Raw genomic sequence first — 22,998 nt, 5'->3', positions numbered from 1 at the left:
GTCAGGTCCAGGTGACGGGCAGTTCCAGCATGCCCTCCAGGGTCATGCCGACCTTGCGCGGGATCTCGTCCAGCGGCATGGCCAGCCGCAGCTTCGGCACCCGCCGGAACAGCGTGCCGAACACGATCTCCAGTTCGGCGCGGGCCAGGTTCTCGCCGACACAGCGGTGCGGGCCGAAGCCGAACGCGAGGTTGTTGCGGGCCTGGCGGCTGACGTCGAGCCGGTCGGGTTCGGGATAGACGTCCGGGTCGCGGTTGGCGGCCGCGGTGGACAGGATGACGCCCTCACCGGCACGCACGAGCTGCCCGCCCACCTCGACGTCCTCGGTGACCACGCGCAGCGTGGTGAGGTCGGCGACGGACAGGAACCGGGACAGCTCGTCGACCACCCGCAGTGCCGCGCCGGGGTCGGCCTTGAGGACGTCGAGCTGGTCGGGGTGTTCGAGCAGCGTCAGCGTGCCCAGGCCGATCATGCTGGCGGTGGTCTCGTGGCCGGCGGCCAGCACCGCCAGCGCGAGCCGCACCAGTTCCTCGCGGGTCAGCTCGCCGGTGTGCATCCGCTCGGTGATCAGCGTGCCGAGCAGGTCGTCGGTCGGCTCGGCTTCCTTCTCCTTGATCAGCGCGTCCATGTAGGCGACGAGCTGCTGGCCGGACTCCCACGCCTCCTCCGCGGTCGGCGCGTGCATGAGCCCCTGCGACCACTTCTCGAACCGCTCGTGGTCGGCGTAGGGAACGCCGAGCAGTTCGGAGATCACCATCGACGGCAGCGGCCTGCCCAGTGCGGAGATCAGGTCGGCGGGCGGCCCGGCGTCGAGCATCCGGTCGATGAGCAGGTCGGTGGTGCGCTGGATGTAGGGGCGCAGCCGGTCGACCTGGCGCACGGTGAAGCGCCCGACCAGCATCGACCGCCGTGTCTTGTGTGCCTCGCCGTCCAGGCCGGCCAGGGTGCGGAAGAACTCGCGGAAGTGCCGTTCCCGCTCGGCCGGGATCGGGAAGTCGGGGTTGTCCCGGTTGGACGAGAACCGGTCGGCGTCGGCGAACAGCGCGCGCACGTCGGCGTAGCGGGTGACCAGCCAGGCGACCCTGCCGTCGTAGAGCCGCACCCGGAACAGCGGGCCTTCCGCCCTGGCCTCGGCGTAGACCGCGGGCGGGTGGTACGGGCATTCGCGCGGGATCGGGAAGTCGACGACCTCTCGCGTTCCGGTCATGACACATCACCTCGTCGTCGTTGCAGGGTCGTGGAAAGCCAGTCGTGTACCGCCGCCGCGGTCGCCCCCGCGTGTGCCTCCATCATCGTGAAGTGGTCGCCGGGAACGGTCCTTTCCTCGACGGCGAATTCCGGTCCGGCACCGGCGAGTTCGCCCGACGCGCGCACCAGCAACGCCGGCGCGGCACCGGGTTCGGGGACGAAACCGGCGAACATCCGCAGATAGGCGCCCATCGCGGTCCAGCGGACGTGTCCGATGTGGCCGAGCTCGTCCTCCCGCTCGAACATCCCGGCCACGAGCGCGGGCCGCAGCGCGGCGGTGCGCTCGGCGCCGAAGTAGGTGTCCAGCAGCACCAGCGCCGACGCCGGGGCGCCGCGATCTTCCAGGTGTGTGGCGACGGCGCTGGCGAGCCAGCCGCCCGCCGAGTACCCGGCCAGCGCGAACGGTTCGCCGTCCGCGCAGCGCAGCACGGCGTCCGCCCGGGTCCGGACGAGGGTGTCCAGGTCGGCGGGCACCCGCTCGTCACCGGTGAAGCCGGGCACCGGCAGCACGGTGACCTCCCGCCTGCCCCGCAGTGCCGCCGCGAACCGCGCGTACTGCAGCGGGCTCGACGACGCGACCACCGTGGGGAAGCACAGCAGCCGGGGCGAGGCCTGCCCGGTCGCCAGGCGGACCGGGCCGGCCGGTGGCGCGTCGGCGGTGGTGAACACCGGCCGCAGGCGGGAGGCGGCCACGACGAACTCGTGGGCCTCGGCGTGCCTGCCCTCGGCGCAGGCGGCGCGGTACAGGGCGTCCACGGTGTCGGTGGTGTCCACTGTGGCCACCGCGGTCCGGCCGGTGAGGTGGTCGGCCAGCGCCCGCGCGGTGGGGTGGTCGAACACCAGGGTCGGCGGCAGTGCGGCACCGGTGGCCGCGGCCAGCCGGTTGCGGACGTCGACGGCGGTCAGCGAGTCGAAACCCAGTTCGGCCAGCGGAGCGTCCGGGTCGATCGCCGCCGCGCCGGGGTGGCCGAGTGCCGCGGCCACGTGGTGGCGGACCAGCTCCAGCGGCGCTCCGGGCGCCGCGGGCGCGGGCTCGGCGTGCGGGATCAGCTTCCGCAGCACCGGCGGCACCGGCCCGGCGGCCCGCACCGCGGGCAGGTCCAGCCGTGCGGGCACCAGGTGTGGCCGGCCACCGGCGAGCGCGGCGTCGAACACCGCGAGCCCGGTGGATCCGGCCAGCGGCAACATGCCCGGCCGGGCCTGCGTTCCCCGCGCCATGCCGGCCGAGTCCCACAGTCCCCAGGCCAGCGACACGGCGGGCAGGCCGAGTGCGTGCCGGTGGTGTGCCAGTGCGTCCAGGTAGCTGTTGGCGGCGGCGTAGGCGGCCTGCCCCGGCGTGCCCAGGACACCGGCTGCCGAGGAGAACAACACGAACGCCGCCAGCCCGGCGTCGCGGGTCAGCTCGTGCAGCAGCCACGCGGCGCGGGCCTTGGGGCGCAGCACGGCGGCGACCCGCTCCGGGGTCAGCGAGGTGAGCATGCCGTCGTCGAGGACCCCGGCGGCGTGCACGACGGCGGTCAGCGGCCGCTCCAGCGACTCCAGCAGCCGGGTGAGCGCGTCCCGGTCGGCGACGTCGCAGGCGGCCACGGTCACGGTGGCGCCCTCGGCCCGCAGCCCGGCGGCCAGCTCCGGGGCGTCGGGGGCGTCCGGTCCGCTCCGGCTGACCAGCAGCAGGTGCCGGACGCCGTGTTCGCGCACCAGGTGGCCGGCCAGCAGCGCGCCGAGCCCGCCGGTGCCGCCGGTGATCAGCACGGTGCCGCCGGGCGCGAGCGTGGCCGCGGTGCCCGCCGTGGTGCGGACCAGCCGGGGCACGAGCGGCCGCCCGGCCCGCAGGGCGACCTGCGGTTCGCCGGACGCGATCGCGGCGTCCAGCGCGGCGGCGGACTCGGCGGTGCCGTCGGTGTCGACGAGCGTGAACCGGCCGGGGTGCTCGGACTGCGCGGAGCGCACCAGCCCCCACACCGAGGCGTGTGCCAGGCCGGGCACGGTGTCGCCCTCGGCCGCGGCGACGGCGCCGGTGGTGACGACGGCGAGCCGGGTGTCCAGGTGGGCCAGCGTGTCCCGCAGCACCGGCAGCAGCGCGGCGGCGTCACCACCGGCGTGCATCACGGTGGCGCCGGGCCCGGCCGCCGGGGTGGCAGGCACCCAGTCGAGGCGGTACAGGCAGTCCTGGGCCGCGGGCGCGGTACGGACGGGGCGCAGCATCAGCCGCCGCACGGTCAGCACCGGGGTGCCGGACTCGTCGGTGACCTGGACCGAGCAGGCGCGGTCACCGGCCGGGCTCAGCCGGACCCGCAGCCGCGACCCGCCGGCCGCCGCGGTGGTGACGCCGTGCCAGGCGAACGGCACCAGCGCCTGCTCGCCGGTGGCGGTCAGGGCGAGCGCGTGCAGGGCGGCGTCGGCCGCCGCCGGGTGCAGGCCGTGCCAGCCCGGGGTGGCCGGTGGGGTCTCGATCTCGGCGAGCAGGTCGGCGCCGTCGCGCCAGGCGGCCCGCAGGCCGCGCAGGTGCGGGCCGTAGTCCAGGCCCGCGGCGGCCAGCCGGTCGTACAGCCCGTCGACGGGCAGGGCTTCGCCAGGGGTCCAGGACGCGACGGCGGCGGGCCCGGGCGCCGGGCCGAGGGTGCCGGCGGCGTGTTCGGTCCACTCCCCCGGCGCCGCGCCGTCGGGCTGGGAGTGGACGGTCACCGTGTGCCTGCCGTCGCCGAGCGCGTCGGCGACGATCTGCAGCCGGGCGGGCGGGGCCAGTGGTGTGGTGAGGGTCAGTTCCTCGACGTGTGGCGCGCCGACCTGGGCGCCCGCGGCGGCGGCGAGGTCGAGCAGTGCCGTGCCGGGCAGGATCACGGTGCCTGCGACGCGGTGGTCGGCCAGCCACGGCTGGCTGTCGGCGGACACGGTGCCGGTGAGCACCGTCCGGTCGCCGCCGGGCAGGGTGACCCGGTGTCCCGCCGGCGGGACGGCGGGGGTGTCCTCCAGCCAGAACCGGGTGCGCTGGAACGGGTAGACGGGCAGGTCGGCCGGGCGGGCGCCGGGCAGCACCGCGGGCCAGTCCGGGGTGAAGCCGCCGGTGTGCAGGGTGGCCACGGCGGTCAGCAGGGCCTCGCGTTCCGGCTGGTCGCGGCGTCCGGCCGGGGCCAGTACGGCGGTGGCGGTGAGGTTCTCGGCGGCCGCGGTGGTGAGGGTGGCGTCCGGTCCCAGCTCCAGGAACCCGGTGGCGCCCTCGCGTTCCAGTGCCCGGACGGCGTCGGCGAAGCGCACCGGTTCGCGTGCGTTGCGGACCCAGTGCTCGGGGTCGAACAGGTGCTCGGGGCGGCCGGTCACGGTGGACACGACAGGGATCCGCGGTGGGCGCGGGTCGAGTTTGGCCGCGACCCGGCGCAGTTCGTCCAGTGCCGGGTCGATCAGCGGGGAGTGGAAGGCGTGGCTGACCCGCAGCCGTCGCGGCGTGTGCGCGGCCAGTGCCTGCTCCACTTCGGACAGTGCGGCGGCGTCCCCGGACAGCACGACCGAGCGGGGGCCGTTGACAGCCGCGACCGCGACCCGGGTGCCGTCCAGCAGTGGCAGGACCTCGGCCTCGGTGGCGCGGACGGCGAGCATCGCGCCGCCCTCCGGCAGCCGGTCCATCAGCCGGGCCCGTGCGGCGACCAGCGTGACCGCGTCGCCGAGACTGAACACCCCGGCCAGGTGCGCGGCGGTGATCTCGCCGACCGAGTGCCCGGCCAGCAGATCCGGCCGGATGCCCCAGTGGTCGAGCAGGCGGTGCAGGGCGACCTGGTAGGCGAACAGGGCGGGCTGGGCGTAGCCGGTGCGGTCCAGCAGCCCGGCGGGTTCGCCGTGGATCACCGGGCGCAGCGGCCGGTCCAGTTCGGCGTCGAGGCGGTCGCAGACCTCGTCGAACGCCGTGGCGAACACGTCGGACGCGGCGTACAGCTCGCGGCCCATCCCGGCCCGCTGGGCGCCCTGCCCGGTGCACAGCAGGGCGAGCCTGCCGGGAACCGGGCTGCCGGTGACCAGGCCGGGGGCCGGTTCACCGGCGGCCAGTGCCCGCAGGGCGGCGACGGCACGGTCGCGGTCGCCGACGACGGCCGCACGCCGTCCCAGCGCGGCCCTGGTGGTGGCCAGCGACAGCGCGAGGTCCGCCGGGTCCGCCGCTGATGTGTCCACAAAGGACGCCAAGCGTCCGGCGGCCTCCCGCAGTGCCGCCTCGGTGTGTCCGGACAGCACCCAGGGCACTGGGTCGGGACAGCCTTCACCACTCGTGGTGTCACCGTCACGTGCTTCGAGGATCACGTGCGCGTTCGTGCCGGAGACGCCGAAGGACGACACGGCGGCCCGGCGGGGACCAGGCCAGTCGCGGGGCTCGGTGAGCAGCCGCACCTCGCCTGCCGACCAGTCGACCTGGTCTGTCGGCTCGTCCGCGTGCAGGGTCGCGGGCAGCGTGCCGTGCCGCATGGCCTGCACCATCTTGATCACCCCGCCGACCCCGGCGGCGGCCTGGGTGTGCCCGAGGTTGGACTTCAGCGATCCCAGCCACAACGGCCGGTCCCGGCCCTGCCCGTAGGCCGCGATCAGCGCCCGCGCCTCGATCGGGTCGCCGAGCCGGGTGCCCGTACCGTGTGCCTCCACCGCGTCCACATCGGACGGTTCCAAGCCCGCGTCGGCCAGCGCGGCGCGGATGACCCGCTGCTGGGCCAGGCCGTTGGGCGCGGTGAGCGCGCTGCTGGCACCGTCGGAGTTGACCGCCGAGCCGCGCACGAGCGCGAGCACCGGGTGGCCGTTGCGCTCGGCGTCGGACAGCCGCTCCAGCAGCAGCAGGCCGACGCCCTCGGACCAGCCGGTGCCGTCGGCCGCGGCGGCGAACGACTTGCAGCGCCCGTCCGGGGCCAGCCCGCCCTGCCTGCTGAACTCCTGGAACACCCGGGGCGTGGCCATGACCGTCACCCCGCCGGCGACGGCCAGCGAGCACTCGCCCCGGCGCAGCGCCTGGCCGGCCAGGTGCAGGCCGACCAGGGACGAGGAGCAGGCGGTGTCGACGGTCAGCGTCGGACCTTCCAGCCCGAACGTGTAGGCCACCCGGCCCGAGGCCACGCTGGCGGCGCTGCCGTTGCCGAGCAGGCCTTCGAAGCCGTCGGGTGCGGTGGCGAACCGGCCGCCGTAGTCGGCGTACATGACGCCGACGAACACGCCGGTGGCGCTGCCCCGCAGCGACCGGGGGTCCAGCCGGGACCGTTCGAACAGCTCCCAGGTGGTCTCCAGCAGCAGCCGCTGCTGCGGGTCGGTGGCCAGTGCCTCGCGCGGGCTGATCCCGAACAGGCCGTTGTCGAAGTCGGCGGCACCGGCGAGGAAACCGCCGCGGGTGGCGGCCGAGGTTCCCGGCCGGTCCGGGTCGCCGGCGAGCGCGGCGAGGTCCCAGCCGCGGTCGGCGGGGAACGGCCCGGTCGCGTCCCGCCCGTCGGCGACGAGCCGCCACAGCGCCTCCGGCGAGTCGGCGCCCGGGTAGCGGCAGGCCATGCCGACGACGGCGAGCGGTTCGTGGGCGCGGTCGCGTTCGGTGCGCAGCAGCTCGCGGGCCTGCTGTGCCTCGGTCACGGCCCGCTTGAGGTAGCGGCGCAGTGTCTCCTCGTCGGCCACGACGTCACCGCCCTTCCGGGAAGTCGCGGTCGATCAGGGCGAACAGTTCCTCGTCGGTGGCGTCCTCGACGTCACCGGACGCCTCGGGTGCGTCCAGTGTGGACAGTGCTTCCCGCAGCCGTTTCACCGCGAGCGTACGCAGCTCGGCGTCGGCGGCCAGGCCGGGCAGCGCGGCGGTCAGCTGGTCGAGCACGGTCTGCTCGGGCGCGGCCGGGGCCAGCCCGGCACGCAGGTGGGCGACGACGGCGGCCGGGGTGGGGTGGTCGAACACCAGGGTCGGCGGCAGCCGCAGGCCGGTGGCGGCCTCCAGCCGGTTGCGCAGCTCGACGGCGGTCAGCGAGTCGATGCCGAGGTCGCCGAACCCGCGGTCGTAGCCGATCCGCGCGGGCGAGCCGAAGCCGAGCACGGCGGCGGTCTCCGCGCGGACCAGCTCGTCGAGCCGGTCGGTGGTGACGGTGCCCGCGGCGGCGGGCAGGCGGCGGACGGGCACCGGGCCGGCCAGCGGCACGAGCACGGGTTCCCCGGTGGCCAGTGCGGCGTCGAACAAGGCGAGCCCGGCGGCGTCGGACAGCGCCTCGGCGCGGTCGCGGCGGGCGTCGCGGGACAGCTCGCTGTCGGCCTCCCACAGCCCCCAGGCAAGCGACGTGGCAGGCAGGCCGGCGGCGTGCCTGCGCCGCGCCAGGGCGTCGAGTGCGGCGTTCGCGGCGGCGTAGCCGCTCTGCCCCGGCGTGCCCAGCACCCCGGCCGCCGAGGAGAACAACACAAACGCGGCCGGCCCGGCGTCGCGGGTCAGCTCGTCGAGGTGTGCGGCGGCGGTGGCCTTGGCGGCGAGAACCCTGCCGACCCGGTCGCGGGTCTGTGCCTCGACGACGCCGTCGTCGGTGATCCCGGCGGCGTGCACGACCGCGGTGACCGGGTGCCCGGCCAGCAGCGCCGCCACGGCGGCCCGGTCGGTGACGTCGCAGGCGGCGACGGTGACCTCGGCGCCGAGCCCGGTCAGCTCCGCGGTCAGCTCCCCGGCACCCGGTGCGCCGGGTCCACGGCGGGACACCAGCAGCAGCCGGGTGACGCCGTGCCGGGTGACCAGGTGCCGGGCGAGCAGGCCGCCGAGGGTTCCGGTGCCGCCGGTGATCAGCACCGGCCCGGCGCCGAACCCGCCCGGGCGTCCGTCCACAGGCGACAGCCGGGTGAGCCGGGGCACCCGGGCGGTGTCCCCGCGCAGCGTGACCTGGGGTTCGCCGGAGGCGAGGATCGCCGCGACGGTCCGCGGCGACGGGTCGTGGTCGGTGTCGACGAGCACGACCCGGCCGGGGTGCTCGGCCTGCACCGACCGGGTCAGGCCGCGCACCGCCGCGGCGGCCGGGTCGGTGGCGGCGTCCCGGGTGAGCAGGACCAGCGTCGCGTCGCCGCCGGTGCGCAGGAAGCGCTGGATCTCGTCGAGCGCGCTGTACACGTCGGCGGCCGGGACGACCACGGCCCTCGGTGCCCCGGCCGGTTCGGGCAGGGTGATCTCCGTCCACTCCTCGCGGTGCAGCGCCCCGCGTGGGGCGGTGCCGGGCACCCGCAGCTCGAGCCGCTCGACGGCGGCCACCGGCCTGCCGTCGGTACCGGAGACGGTGAGCGTCAGCGCGTCCTCGCCCGCCGGGGCGAGCCGTACCCGCAGGGTGCCGCCGGGGGCCTGCCACCGGCCGACGCCGCTCCACCGGTACGGGACCTGTCCGCTGACACCGCCCGCGGCGGCCGGGTGCAGTGCGGTGTCGAGCACGGCGGCGAACGGCCCGGTGCCGCGGATCTCGGCGAACGTCTCGTCACCGAGCCGCCAGGCGGCCACGGCGCCGCGGAAGGCGGGGCCGTAGCGGTAGCCCTGCCCGGCGAGGCCGTCGTACAGCGTGGCGACGTCGACGGGGACGGCACCGGCCGGCGGCCACGCGGCCGGTGCCGCCTCCGGTGGCGGGACCGGGCCGAGCAGGCCGGTGGCGTGCCGGGTCCACTCGCCGCCGGCGCGGGAGTGCACGCTGACCGGGCGGCGTCCGGTGTCGTCGGGTGGCTCCACCTCGACCTGGACGGTGACCGCACCGGCCGGGGGCAGCGGCAGCGGCGTGTGCAGGGTCAGTTCGGCGACCCCGCCGGTGCCGGTGTGCGCGGCGGCCTCCAGTGCCAGGTCGGCGAACCCGGTGCCGGGGAACACGACGGTGCCGTGCAGGACGTGGTCGGCCGGCCAGCCGGTGGCCGAGACCGTGCCAGTGAGCAGCAGCCCGCCGTCCGGCCGCGGGGTCGCGGCGGCCAGCAGCGGGTGGTCCAGCCGGTCCAGGCCGGCCGCGGTGACGGTGCCGCCGGTGGAGTTCAGCCAGAACCGGTCGCGGCGGAACGGGTAGGTGGGCAGGTCCACCCGGCGGCCGCCGCCGAGCACGGCGGGCCAGTCGACGGCGGCGCCGCGGACGTGCAGGGTGGCCGCCGCGGTCAGCGTGCTGGTCACCTCGTCGCGGTCGCGCCGGGACACCGGGACGAACACGGCGTCACCGGCGGAGTCCGGTCCGGCGGCCGACAGCGCACTGCCGGGTCCGGCTTCGACGAACGTGGTGACTCCCCGCGCCGACATCTCGGCGACCGCGCCGGCGAAGCGGACGGTGTCGCGGGCATGCCGCACCCAGTAGTCCACTGTGGACAGGTCAGCGCCGGGTTCCACGGTGGACACGACCGGGATGCGGGCGGGTGCGAAGCGCACCCCGGCGAGGACGTCGCGGAACCCGTCGAGCATCGGCTCCATCAGCGGCGAGTGGAACGCGTGGCTCACCGGCAGCCGCCGGGTACGGCGGCCCCGTGCGGCCAGCCGGTCCGCGGCGGCGGTGACGGCGCCGGCCTCGCCGGACAGCACCACCGACTCCGGCCCGTTGACCGCCGCGATCCCGGCCCGGGTCCCGTCGAGCAGCTCGCGGGCCTCGGCCTCGCTCGCCTGGACGGCGACCATGACACCGCCGGAGGGCAGGGCGCCCATCAGGCGGCCGCGGGCGGCCACGACGGTTGCGGCGTCGGTCAGCGAGAGGATCCCGGCGACGTGCGCGGCGGCCAGCTCGCCCACCGAGTGCCCGGCCAGCAGCGCGGGCCGCACCCCCCAGGACTCCAGCAGCCGGAACCAGGCGACCTCGACGGCGAACAGGGCGGGCTGGGTGACCGCGGTGTCGTCGAGCGGGCCGTCCGGCAGCGGGCCCAGCGCGGCGCGGGCGGCGTCGAACGCCTCGGCGAACACCGGGTAGGCCTCGTACAGGCGGCTGCCCATGCCGGCCAGCTGGGAGCCCTGGCCGGGAAACAGCACGCCCACCTCGCCGCCGGTGACCCGGCCGCGGGCGATCTCCTCGCCGTCCAGCAGAACGGCCCGGTGGTCGAACGCGGTCCGGGTGGTGGCCAGGGAGAAGCCGACGTCGACCGGGTTCCGTCCGTCCACACCGTCCATATCGGACAGCTGGTCCCGTTGCCGGTCCAGTTCCTCCGGTGTCCGCGCGCTGATCACCCACGGAGCGGGGCGGGGGTCCGGTGCCGGGCCCTCCACCGTGTCCACGGCCTCCACAACGACGTGTGCGTTGGTGCCGCTCATGCCGAAGGCCGACACGGCGGCCCGCCGCGGCCGCCCGGTGTCCGGCCAGGGCACCGGTTCGGTCGCCAGCGTCACCGCCCCGGCGTCCCAGTCCACGTGCGGACTGGGTTCACCGGCGTGCAGAGTGGCGGGCAGGACACCCGCGCGCAGGGCGAGCACGGTCTTGATCACCCCGGCGACGCCCGCGGCGGCCTGGGTGTGGCCGAGGTTGGACTTGACCGAGCCCAGCCAGAGCGGCCGGTCGCGGTCCTGCCCGTAGGTGGCCTGCAGGGCGTGTGCCTCGATCGGGTCCCCCAGCGCGGTACCGGTGCCGTGCGCTTCGATGGCGTCCACATCGGACGGTGCGAGCCCGGCGTCGGCCAGCGCGGCGCGGATGACCCGTTGCTGGGACGGCCCGTTGGGGGCGGTCAGGCCGTTGGAGGCGCCGTCGGAGTTGACCGCCGACCCGCGCACCACGGCCAGCACCGGGTGGCCGTTGCGGCGGGCGTCGGACAGCCGCTCCAGCACCAGCATCCCGGCGCCCTCGGCCCAGGCGGTGCCGTCGGCCGTGGCGGCGAAGGCCTTGCAGCGGCCGTCGGCCGCGAGCCCGCCCTGGTGGGCGAACTCGACGAACGCGCCAGGGGTAGCCATCACGGTCGTGCCGCCGGCCAGTGCCAGCGTGCACTCCCCCGCCCGCAGCGCCCGGACGGCCAGGTGCAGGGCGACCAGCGACGACGAGCAGGCGGTGTCGACGGTCAGCGCCGGGCCTTCCAGGCCGAGTGCGTAGGCGACCCTGCCGGAGGCGACGCTGGTGGTGCCGCCGGCGAGCAGGTGCCCTTCCACGCCGGGAGCGCCCTCGTGCGGCGGCGGGCCGTAGCCCTGGTGGGTCACCCCGGCGAACACGCCGGTGGCGCTGCCGCGCAGGGTCGCCGGGACGATGCCGGCACGTTCCAGTGCCTCCCACGCGGTTTCCAGCAGCAGCCGCTGCTGGGGGTCCATCGCGCGGGCCTCGCGGGGCGAGATGCCGAAGAACTCCGGGTCGAACTCGGCGGCGGAGTCGAGGAATCCGCCGCCCGCGGTGTGCCCGCGCAGCGGGCCGAGGTCCCAGCCGCGGTCGCCGGGGAACCCGGTGATCGCGTCGCGTCCCTCGGCGAGCAGGTCCCACAGCTGCCCGGGGGTCCGTACGCCGCCGGGGAAGCGGCAGCCCATGCCGACGATCGCGACGGGCTCCTCCGAGCGTGCGGTGACGGCGGCCGTGTCCTGCTCCGGCCCGGACAGTGCCGTGGCGAGCGCGGTGACCGTGGGGTGGTCGAAGACGATCGTGGCCGGCAGCGGCCTGCCCAGGTCGGCGGCCAGCCGGTTGCGCAGGTTCACCGCGGCCAGCGAGTCGACGCCGAGGTCGCGCAGCGCGGTGTCCGGGTCGACGCCCGCGGCGTCGTCGTGCCCGAGCACGGCGGCCACGTGCCCGCGCACCAGTTCCACCGGGGTGTCCCCCCGCGGCACGGCGGCGGGCGCCGGACGCCACACCGGTGACAGCAGCGGGCTGGGACGGGCGGCGGTGAACGCGGGACCGAAGTCGTCCCAGCGCACGTCCGCGACGACCAGGCCGGACTCGCCGTCGTCGAGCATCTCCCGCAGCGCGGTCAGCGCGCGCCGCACCGGCAGCGGCTCCAGGCCGGCACGGCGCAGCCGGTCGGCGGCACCGGCGGCCAGGCCCTCACCGGCCCACGGCCCCCAGGCGACGGCGGTGGCGGGCAGGCCGCGGGCGCGGCGGCGCCGCGCGAGCGCGTCGAGGTAGGCGTTGGCGGCCGCGTACGCCGCCTGGTTGCCGCCGCCCCACACGCCTGCCACCGAGGAGAACAACACGAACGCGTCCAGCGGCGTGCCGGCGAGCAGCCGGTCGAGGTGGGCGGCGCCGCGGACCTTGGCCGCGAGGACGGCGTCGACGTCGGCCGGGTCCGCGCCGGCGAGTGGCCCGGGGCGGTCGGTGCCCGCGGCGTGCACGACGGCGGACACCGGGTGTTTCCGCAGCAGTGCGGCCAGTGCCTCGCCGTCGGCGACGTCGCAGGCGGCGACGGTGACCCGGCAGCCGGCCGCGGTCAGCTCGGCGGTCAGGTCACCGGCGCCGGGGGTGGCGGCGCCGCGGCGGCCGGTGAGCACCAGGTGCTCGGCGCCCTCGCGGGCCAGCCACCGGGCGACGGCGGAGCCCAGCGCGCCCAGGCCACCGGTGATCAGGATCGTGCCGCGGGGCTGCCAGCGCTGCCCCGGCGTCCCGGCGCGGGGCGCGGGTTCCAGCCGCCGGGCCAGCAGGCCGCCGTCACGCAGGGCGAGCTGGTCCTCGGTGACCGGCCCGGCCAGGACGTGCTCCAGCGACTCCGGGGCGTGGGTGTCCAGGTCGAGCAGGCCCAGCGGGCGGCCGGGGTTCTCCAGCGCGGCGACCCGGCCCAGCCCCCAGATCATCGCCTGGTCCGGATCGGGGTCGTCGACGGCGGCCGCGCCGCGGGTGATCAGCCAGCACGGCGCGGTGCTCCCGGCGTCGCCCAGCGCCTGCAGCGCGAGCACGGTCGCGGTGAACCCGAGCCGCGACACCACGCCGTCCGGGGCGATCCCGGCGATCCGCGCGGCCAGCCCGGCCCGGGTCGCCGTCTCGTCGACGACGAGGCACACGCCGTGCTCGCCGGTCAGCGGGTCGCCGTCGTGGCCTGGCGGCACGAGTTCCAGCCAGGTGCCGCTCAGCGTGGCCGGTCCGGCGGTGACCGGCTGCCAGGTGACGCGGTACCGCAGGCCGCCGGTGCCGGCGTCGCCCGCGGTCAGCCAGTACCGCGTGCGCTGGAACGGGTAGGTCGGCAGCGGCACCGTGCGGGCGCCGGGGAACACGGCGGCCCAGTCCGGTTCGGCGCCGTGCACCCAGGCGCCGCCGAGTGCGGTCAGTGCCGCCCGCACCTCGTCGTCGGCACGCAGCACCGGCGCCGATTCCACCAGCGACCGGACACCGGCGTCGTGCAGCGTGTCCAGTGCGGCGGCGAAGCGGACCGGCTCGCGGGCGTGCCGCACCCAGTAGCCGGGGCTGCCGGGGTCGGTGCGCTCGCCGGTCAGGGTGGAGACGAACGGGATGTCCGGGGCGTGGAAGGTCAGGCCGTCGAGCACCGTGCGGAACTCGGCCAGCATCGGCTCCATCAGGCGGGAGTGGAACGCGTGGGACACGGCCAGCCACCGGGTGGGCACGTCCAGCCGGGACGCCAGTTCGCCGAGGGCGGCGCGGTCGCCGGAGAAGACCACGGAGTCCGGGCCGTTGACGGCGGCGATCTCCACGCCGGGTCCGGTGAACGCCGCCGCGTCGGCTTCGGGCAGCCGGGCCGACAGCATGCCGCCGCCGCCGGGCAGTGCGCCCATCAGGCGGCCCCGCGCGGAGATCAGCGTGGCGGCGTCGGGCAGGGACAGCACACCGGCGACGTGCGCGGCGGCGACCTCGCCGATCGAGTGCCCGGTGACGAAGCCGGGCCGCAGGCCCCAGTGTTCGAACAGCCGGTACAGCGCCACCTGCACGGCGAACAGGCCCGGCTGGGCCCATTCGGTGCGCTCCAGCGGGCCGTCGTCGCCGAACACGGCGTCGCGCAGGCCGTCCGGCAGGTACCGGCAGGCCTCGTCGAACGCCGCGGCGAACACCGGGAACCGCTCGTACAGCCGCCGTCCCATCCCGGCCCGCTGGGTGCCCTGGCCGGAGAACACGTGGGCGGTCCGGCCGTCGGTGACCCGGCCGGTGACCCGGACCTCGCCGTCCACGACGACCGCGCGGTGCTCGAGCGCGGCGCGGGTGGTGGCCAGCGAGAACCCCACGTCCGAGTCCACAGTGGACTCATACCGTGCGGTCAGTGCCCGCAGGGCGGGTTCCGTCCTCGCCGCGAGCGGCAGCAGTGCGGGCCCCGCGGAGCCCGGTTGCGCGGGTTCGGCAGGGACCTGCTCGACGATCACGTGGGCGTTGGTGCCGCTGATGCCGAACGAGGACACCGCGGCCCGGCGCGGCCGTCCGGTCTCCGGCCAGGGACGCGGCCGGGTAAGCAGCCGGACGGCACCGGCGTCCCAGTCGACGCGGGGGGTCGGCTCGTCGGCGTGCAGCGTCGCCGGCAGGGTCCCTTCGCGCAGGGCGAGCACGGTCTTGATCACCCCGGCCACCCCGGCGGCGGCCTGGGTGTGGCCGAGGTTGGACTTCACCGATCCCAGCCAGGCGGGCTCGTCCCGCTCCTGCCCGTAGGTCTCCAGCAGGGCCTGCGCCTCGATCGGGTCGCCCAGCGCGGTACCGGTGCCGTGCGCTTCGATGGCGTCCACATCGGACGGTGCGAGCCCGGCGTCGGCCAGCGCGGCGCGGATCACCCGTTGCTGGGACGGCCCGCTCGGCGCGGTGAGCCCGCTGCTGGCGCCGTCGGAGTTGACCGCCGACCCACGCACGACGGCGAGCACCGGGTGGCCGTTGCGGCGGGCGTCGGACAGCCGCTCCAGCACCAGCATCCCGGCGCCCTCGGACCAGCCGGCGCCGTCGGCCCCGGCGGCGAACGAGCGGCAGCGGCCGTCGGCGGACAGGCCGCGCTGGCGGGAGAACTCGACGAACGCGGCCGGTGTCGCCATCACGGTCACGCCGCCGGCCAGTGCCAGGGTGCACTCGCCCGAGCGCAGCGCGCGGGTGGCCAGGTGCAGGGCGACCAATGACGACGAGCAGGCGGTGTCGACGGTGACCGCCGGGCCCTCCAGGCCGAGGGTGTAGGCGACCCGGCCGGAGACGACGCTGCCCGCGCTGCCCGTTCCGAGGTAGCCCTCCAGGTCCGGGTCGGCGGCCCCGGTGCCGTAGTCGTGGTACATCAGGCCGGCGTAGACGCCGGTGCGGCTGCCACGCAGGGACAGCGGGTCGATGCCGGCGCGTTCGACGGCCTCCCAGGACGTCTCCAGCAGCAGCCGCTGCTGCGGGTCCATGGCCAGTGCCTCGCGGGGCGAGATGCCGAACAGTTCGGCGTCGAAGTCGCCGGCGTCGTGCAGGAAGCCGCCGCCGCGGGCGTAGGTGTGGCCTGCCCGCCCGGGGTCCGGGTCGTAGAGGGTGTCGAGGTCCCAGCCGCGGTCGGCGGGGAACCCGGAGATGGCGTCGCCGCCGGTGGCGACGAGGTCCCAGAGCTGCTCGGGCGTGCTCACGCCGCCGGGGAACCGGCAGGCCATGCCGACGATCGCGACCGGCTCGGGTGGTGCGGCGAGCCTGCGCAGCCGCTCGTTCTCCTTCAGCGCGGTGCGCAGGGCACCGACCAGCTTGTCGACGTCGGTCACGGCGACTCCCCCAGTTCGGTGGCGAGCCGGATCAGGTCGTCCACGCCAAGTTGGTCGATAGTGTTGGCCTCGCTCCGGCCGGGGAACATCCGCTCGCGCAGGTGCTCGGCCAGTGCGCGGGGCGTGCCGTGGTCGAACACCAGCGTCGCGGGCAGCCGCAGGCCCGTGGCGGCGGCCAGCCGGTTGCGTAGTTCGACGGCGGTGAGCGAGTCGAACCCCTGGTCCAGGAAGCCGGTTCGCGGCCCGACGGCGTCGCGTCCGGCGTGGCCGAGGACGGCGGCGGCGGTGTCGCGGACGAGGTCGAGCAGGTCGTCCGGGCCGAGCGCGACCCGGTCCCGGCGGGCCGGGACGAGGCCACGCAGCGCGGCGGGCACGGCGGCGGCGGTCCGCAGCGCGGCGGTGTCCAGCCGGGCGGCCACGACGACCGGCGCCGAGCCGCCCCGCGCGGCGTCGAACAACGCGAGTCCGTCCGCTGTGGACAGCGGGGCGAGGCCGGAGCGGGCGATCCGCAGCCGGTCGGCCGCGGCGAGGTCGCCGGTCAGCCCGCTGGGTGGTTCCCACAGGCCCCAGGCGATCGACACCCCGGGCAGTCCGGCGGCGCGCCGCTGCCGGACGAGTGCGTCGGCGGCGGCGTTGGCGGCCGCGTAGCTGGCCTGGCCCGCGCCGCCGAGGACACCGGCGGCCGAGGAGAACACGATGAACTCGTCGACGTCACCGGCCAGTTCGTGCAGGTTCACCGCGGCGTCCACCTTGGACCGCAGCACGGCGTCGAACCGGTCCGGGGTCAGCGAGGTGAGCACACCGTCGTCGAGGACGGCCGCGGCGTGCACGACGACCGAGGGGCGGTGCTCGGCGAGTACGGCGGCCAGCGCGGCACGGTCGGCGGCGTCGCAGGCGGCCACGGTCACGGTGGCGCCGAGCGAGGACAGTTCCTGCCCGCCGTTGCCGCTGCGGGACAGCAGCACGACGTCGCGGGCGCCGTGCTCGGTGATCAGGTGCCGCGCGACGAGCGTGCCGAGCGTGCCGGTCCCGCCGGTGATCAGCACGGTGCCCCGCACGGCCGGTGCCTCCGTCGCGGGCAGGCGGGTGAGCCGGGGGACGGTGACGGCTTCGCCCGCGGTGACCTCGGGTTCGCCGGAGGCGACGGCGGTGACGACGTCGCGGCCCGGCGGGTCGCCGTCCAGGTCGAGCAGCGTGAACCGGCCGGGTGCCTCGGCCTGTGCCGAGCGCAGCAGGCCCCGCGCGGCGGCCTGTGCCGGGTCGTGTTCCGCGCCGGAGGTGACCAGGACCAGCCGGGAGGCGGCGCAGCGTTCGTCGGACAGCCAGGTCCGCACGGGTGGCAGCAGCGCGGCGAGCACCTCGCGCACGGTGCCGGCGGGGCACGGCAGGAGCACCACCTCCGGTACTTGCGCCGCGGCCAGCAGTTCCCCTGCGTCGGCGTAGTGGTCGAGCTGGACCTCGGCGGTCTTGATGTCCAGTTCCAGGCCCAGCACGGCCCACCGTGCCGCCGCCGGGCGCGGGGTGCCGGGCGGCAGCGGGACGCGGGCGACGTCGAAGCAGCCGCCGGCGAGCCTGCCCTCCGGCATCGGCCGCAGTGCCAGCGCGGCGACCGACACCAGCGGCGTGCCGTCGAGACCGGCGACGGTCAGCGTCAGGGCGTCGGCTGCCCGGGACAGCCGGACGCGGGCGGCGGTGGCGGGCGCGGGCCACACGGTCGCGCCGGTCCAGGTGAACGGCAGCCTCGGCTGGTCGATGTGCTCGACCAGGCCCAGTGGGTGCAGGGCGGCGTCGAGCAGCGCCGGGTGGATGCCGTACCCGGCGGTCGCGGTGCCGCCGGGCAGTTCGACCTCCGCGTAGACGTCGCCGCCGTGCCGCCAGGCCGCGCGCACGCCCTGGAACGCGGGGCCGTAGTCGAGGCCGGCGGCGCCGAGCGTGTCGTACAGGCCGCCGGTGTCCAGTGGTTCGGCGCCAGCGGGAACGTCCAGCGGCGGCGGTGGCGGTTGCTCCGGCGCGAGGGTGCCGGTGGCGTGTTCGCGCCACTGCCCGCCGGTGTCCGGCTGGGACAGCACGCGCACCGGGCGGCGCCCGGTCCCGTCGGGCTCGCCTGCGTGCACGCCGATCCGGACGGCGTCGCCGGAGAGCAGGAGTGGCTGCTCCAGCGTCAGCTCGTCGACCCGGCCGCAGCCCAGCTGACGGCCCGCGGCGGCGGCCAGGTCCAGGTAGGCGGTGCCGGGCAGCAGGACGGTGCCGTGGACGGCGTGGTCGGCCAGCCACGGGTGGGCGTCCAGGCTCGCCCGGCCGGTGAACATCGTGCCGCCGTTGGGCAGGGTCAGCTCGGCGGCCAGCAGGGGGTGCCCGGCCGTCTCCAGGCCGGCCGATCGGAGGTCGCCGGGTGCCGCGGCGGGCCGGCCGAGCCAGAACCTGGTGCGCTGGAACGGATAGGTGGGCAGGTCGACGACACGTCCGCCGGGCAGTACGGCGGGCCAGTCGACGGTGCCGCCACCGGCGTGCAGTTCGGCGGCCGAGCGCAGCAGCCGGTCCCGGCCGCCGTCGTCGCGGCGCAGTGTGCCCACGGCGAGGACGTCGCCTGCGGTCTCCTGCACCGCGGTGGTGAGCACCGGGTGCGGGCTGACCTCGACGAAGACGTCGTGACCGTCGGCGACCAGCGCGCGGGTGGCGGCTTCGAACTCGACCGGCTGCCGCAGGCTCCGGTACCAGTGCCCGGCGTCCAGCGGCTCGTCCAGCCGGGCGCCGGTGACGGTGGAGTACAGCGGGATCGCCGGTGTGGCGGGGGTGATCGGGGCGAGGTCGTCGAGGATCGTCTCGCGCAGCCGTTCCACCTGTGCCGAGTGGGAGGCGTAGTCGACGGCGAGGTGGCGGGCTCGCAGCCCCTCGGTCGCGCACCAGGCCAGCAGCCGGTCCAGTGTGACGGGATCGGCGGCGACGACGGTGGACGACGGGCTGTTGACCACGGCGACGTGCTCGGCCCACCCGGCGAGCCGGTCCCGGCCTGCGGCGACCGACACCATGCCGCCCTGCCCGGCCAGTGCGGTCAGCGCCCGGCTGCGCAGGGCCACGACGCGGGCGGCGTCGTCCAGCGACAGGGCACCGGCGACGCAGGCGGCGGCGATCTCGCCCTGGGAGTGGCCGACGACGGCGTCGGGGACGACGCCGAGGCTGCGCCACAGCCGCGCCAGCGACACCATGACGGCGAACAGCAGCGGCTGCACGACGTCGGCGCGGTCCAGGTCGGCGGGTTCCGGGACCTCCGGCAGCGGCCGGCCGAGGTGGGGCTCCAGCGCGGCGGCGCACTCGGCCATCGACTCGGCGAACACCGGCTCGCCGAGCAGGCCGGCTGCCATGCCGGCCCACTGGGTGCCCTGCCCGGGGAACACGAACACCACGCGGCCGCGTGGTGCTGCGACCCCGCGGACGACGGCCGCCGACTCGCGTCCCGCGGCCAGCGCGGCCAGTCCCTCGTGCGGGTCGGTGCTCACGATCACGGCCCGGTGCTCGAACCGGCCGCGGGTGGTGGCCAGCGAGTACGCGACGTCGGCCGGGTTGTCCGTGGTGGACATCAGCCGCCGGGCCGCGTCCCGCAGCGCCGCCTCGGTGCGTCCGGACAGCAGCCAGGGCACGGGCCCGGGACGGTCACCGTCGCGTGTGACGGGTTCGTGGTGGCCCTGTTCGAGGATCACGTGGGCGTTCGTGCCGGAGATGCCGAAGGAGGACACCCCGGCGCGGCGCGGGCCTCCACCGGGCCAGTCGCGGGCTTCGGTGAGCAGCCGCACGTCGCCCGCCGACCAGTCGACCTGGTCTGTCGGCTCAGCGACGTGCAGGGTCGGCGGGAGGACGCCGTGCCGCATGGCCAGCACGGTCTTGATCACCCCGGCGACCCCTGCGGCGGCCTGGGTATGGCCGAGGTTGGACTTCAGCGACCCCAGCCACAGCGGCCGGTCCCGGCCCTGCCCGTAGGTCGCGATCAGGGCCTGGGCTTCGATCGGATCGCCGAGCCGGGTGCCGGTGCCGTGTGCCTCCACCGCGTCCACATCGGACGGTTCGAGGCCGGCGTCGGCCAGCGCGGCGCGGATGACGCGTTGCTGGGACGGCCCGTTGGGGGCGGTCAGGCCGCTGCTGGCGCCGTCGGAGTTGACCGCCGTCCCGGCGACGACCGCCAGGACGCGGTGGCCGTTGCGCCGGGCGTCGGACAGCCGTTCCAGGACGATCATGCCGGCGCCTTCGGACCAGCCGGTGCCGTCGGCGTCGGCGGAGAACGACCGGCACCGGCCGTCCGGGGACAGCCCGCCCTGCCGGGTGAACTCGGCGAAGGTGGCGGTGGTGGACATGACGGTGACGCCGCCGGCCAGCGCCAGTGTGCAGTCGCCGTCCCGCAGTGCCCGTGCGGCGAGGTGCAGCGCGACCAGCGAGGAGGAGCACGCGGTGTCGACCGACAGCGCCGGGCCGCGCAGGCCGAGGGTGTAGGCCACCCGGCCGGACGCCACGCTGCCGGCGCTGCCGGTGCCGAGGTAGCCCTCCAGGTCGGCGGGCGGCTCGGTCAGCCAGGAGCCGTAGTCGTGGTACATCACGCCGGCGAACACACCGGTGTCGCTGCCGCGCAGCGAGGCGGGGTCGATGCCGGCGCGTTCCAGTGCCTCCCAGGAGGTTTCCAGCAGGAGCCGCTGCTGCGGGTCCATGGCCAGTGCCTCGCGCGGGGAGATGCCGAAGAAGGCGGCGTCGAAGTCGGCGGCGTCGTGCAGGAATCCGCCGTCGCGGGCCACGCCGGGTTCCCAGCCGCGGTCGGCCGGCGGTGGCCCGACGGCGTCACCACCGGAAGCCACCAGGTCCCAGAGCTGTTCGGGACTGGTGACGCCCCCGGGGAACCGGCAGGCCATGCCGACAATGGCCACCGGATCCCCGTCGCGGGCCACCCGCTGGACGGCGGGGGCGGGTGCGGGTGTGCCCAGTTCGGCGGCGAGGTGCTCGGCGAGCGCGGCCGGGGTGGGGTGGTCGAACACCAGCGTCGCGGGCAGGGTGAGGCCGGTGGCGGCGGCGAGCCGGTTGCGGAGTTCGACGGCGGTCAGCGAGTCGAATCCGAGATCGCCGAAGCCGGTGCCGTGCGTGATCGGGGTGGTGGTGTCGAAGCCCAGCACGGCGGCGGCGTGGGTGCGGACCAGTTCGGTGAGCACGCGTTCCCGGTCCGCCGCGGGCAGCTCCGCCGGGCGCCGGTCGCGGGCGGGCGCGCCGAGCAGGGTGGACAGCACGGGCGGGACGTCGGTCAGCTCGCGGGTGTCCAGCCGCATCGGCACGAGGACCGGTTCCGGGTCGCGCAGTGCGGCGTCGAACAGGGCCAGGCCTTCGGCGGGTGGCAGGGCGCCGACGCCGGAGCGGGCCAGGCGCCGCCGGTCGGCGGCGGTGAGGTGTGCGGTCATCGCGCCGTCGGAGTCCCAGAAGCCCCAGGCCAGCGACCGTCCGGGCAGTCCGGCGGCGCGGCGCCGGGTGACGAGGGCGTCGAGGTAGGCGTTGGCGGCGGCGTACCCGGCCTGGCCTGCTCCGCCGAGAACCCCGGCGGCGGAGGAGAACACGATCAGCTCAGTGTGCTCGTCGAGCAGGTCGTGCAGGTGCTGTGCGGCGTCGGCCTTGGGCCGCAGGACGCGGTCGACGCGATCGGGGGTCAGCGAGGTCACCACGCCGTCGTCGAGGACGCCCGCCGCGTGGATCACGGTGGCCGGTGTGTGCTCGGCGAGGACGGCGGCGAGTGCGTCGCGGTCGGCGGCGTCGCAGGCGACGACGGTGACGCCGGGCGGTGCCGGCTCGTCGCTGCCCCGGCGGGAGAGCAGGATCAGCTTGGTCACGCCGTGTTCGGCGGCGAGGTGCCGGGCCAGCAGGGTGCCGATGCCGCCGGTGCCGCCGGTGATGAGCACGGTGCCGCCGAGCGAAGCCGGTTCCACTGTGGACGGTGTGCGGCGGGTGAGTCGGGGTACCAGCACGGTGCCGCCGCGGACGGCGAGCTGGGGTTCGCCGGTGGCCAGTGCGGCGGCCAGGTCACCGGTGTCGGTGTCTATCAGGGCGAAGCGGCCGGGCGATTCGGTCTGGGCGGCGCGGACGAAGCCCCACACGGCGGCCTGGACGGGGTCCGGGGTGTCGGTGGCGACGGCGCCGGAGGTGACGAACACCAGGCGGCCGTCCGGCCGGGTGAGCCAGTCCTGGCAGCGTTGCAGTGTCCAGGCGAGGGTTTCCCGCAGGGTGCCCGTGGGGACGGTGAGCACTTCGCCGGGTTCGCCGCTGGGCGGGTCTGTCAGCGGGGTCCAGTCGAGGTGGAACAGGCCGCCGTGTCCGGTGGCGGGCCGTAGCCGGAGCGTGTCGACGGTCAGGACCGGGCGGCCCTGGGTGTCGGCGATCCGCAGTGCCACGGTGTCGTCGCCGAGCGGGGTGAGCCGGGCGCGCAGGATGCCGGTGGTGCCGCCGTCGTGGACGGTGATGCCGGTCCAGGAGAACGGGAGCAGCGCGCGGGCGGGCCCGAGAAGTGCGACGGCGTGCAGGGCGGCGTCGAGCTGGGCGGGGTGGAGGCCGAAGCCGTGCGGTCCGGCGGGTGGTTCGATTTCGGCGTGCAGGTCGCGGCCGTGCCGCCAGGCGGCGCGCAGGCCCTGGAAGGCGGGGCCGTAGCCGAGTCCGGCGGCGGCCAGGTCGGTGTAGAGGCCGGTGATGTCGACGGGTTCGGCGTCCGGCAGGGCGAGGGGTTCGGCGGGCGCGGTGGCGGGGGTGAGGGTGCCGGTGGCGGTGCGCTGCCAGGTGCCGCCGGCGTCGGTGTGGATGGTGAACGCCCGGTGCCCGGTGGGGTCGGGTCCGGCGGCGTGCAGGCGCAGCTGGACCTCGCCGGACAGTTCGACGGGGTGTTCGAGGGTGAGGTCGGCGACCCGGGGAGAGCCGAGGTGAGCCCCGGCGTGGGCGGCGAGTTCGGCGACGGCGGCGCCGGGGAGCAGAACGGCGCCGAGGACGGTGTGGTCGGCCAGCCACGGCTGGGCGGCGGTGCTGAGCCTGCCGGTGAACAGGACGCCGTCGGGCAGGGTGACGGCGGTGTCGAGCAGGGGGTGGCCGAGGTTGCCCGCGGGTGTGCCGGTGAGCCAGAAGTGCTGGCGCTGGAAGGGATAGGTGGGCAGGTCGACGAGACGGCCGCCGTCCACGGCGGTGGTCCAGTCGACAGGGACACCGTGGACGTGGAGTTCGGCGGCGGAGGTGAGCATCCG

Annotated in this window: 2 protein-coding genes and 2 pseudogenes; all 4 read right to left on the bottom strand. The window is 76.4% G+C overall.

The features are described 5' to 3' along the window. Position 1 precedes the first annotated feature (1 nt). Positions 2 to 1,207, bottom strand: coding sequence for a cytochrome P450 (locus EWH70_RS25880; RefSeq protein WP_130478138.1), 1,206 nt, complete (start codon positions 1,205 to 1,207; stop codon positions 2 to 4). Beyond that, a pseudogene (locus tag EWH70_RS25875) lies at positions 1,204 to 6,777 on the bottom strand (SDR family NAD(P)-dependent oxidoreductase); the annotation flags it as partial. The pseudogene EWH70_RS25875 and the gene EWH70_RS25880, both read right to left, overlap by 4 nt. Positions 6,778 to 6,880: 103 nt before the next feature. After that, positions 6,881 to 15,754, bottom strand: a complete 8,874-nt coding sequence (locus tag EWH70_RS36300) for a type I polyketide synthase (protein WP_130478136.1) — start codon at positions 15,752 to 15,754, stop codon at positions 6,881 to 6,883. Next, positions 15,751 to 22,896, bottom strand: a pseudogene (locus EWH70_RS25865) (SDR family NAD(P)-dependent oxidoreductase); the annotation flags it as partial. The pseudogene EWH70_RS25865 and the gene EWH70_RS36300, both read right to left, overlap by 4 nt. Positions 22,897 to 22,998: the final 102 nt, after the last annotated feature.

The sequence above is a fragment of the Amycolatopsis suaedae genome, assembly GCF_004214935.1.
In the GTDB taxonomy this organism is placed as follows: domain Bacteria; phylum Actinomycetota; class Actinomycetes; order Mycobacteriales; family Pseudonocardiaceae; genus Amycolatopsis; species Amycolatopsis suaedae.
Note: the sequence above shows the minus strand (reverse complement) of the source record. Positions and strands in the feature narration are given on the sequence as shown.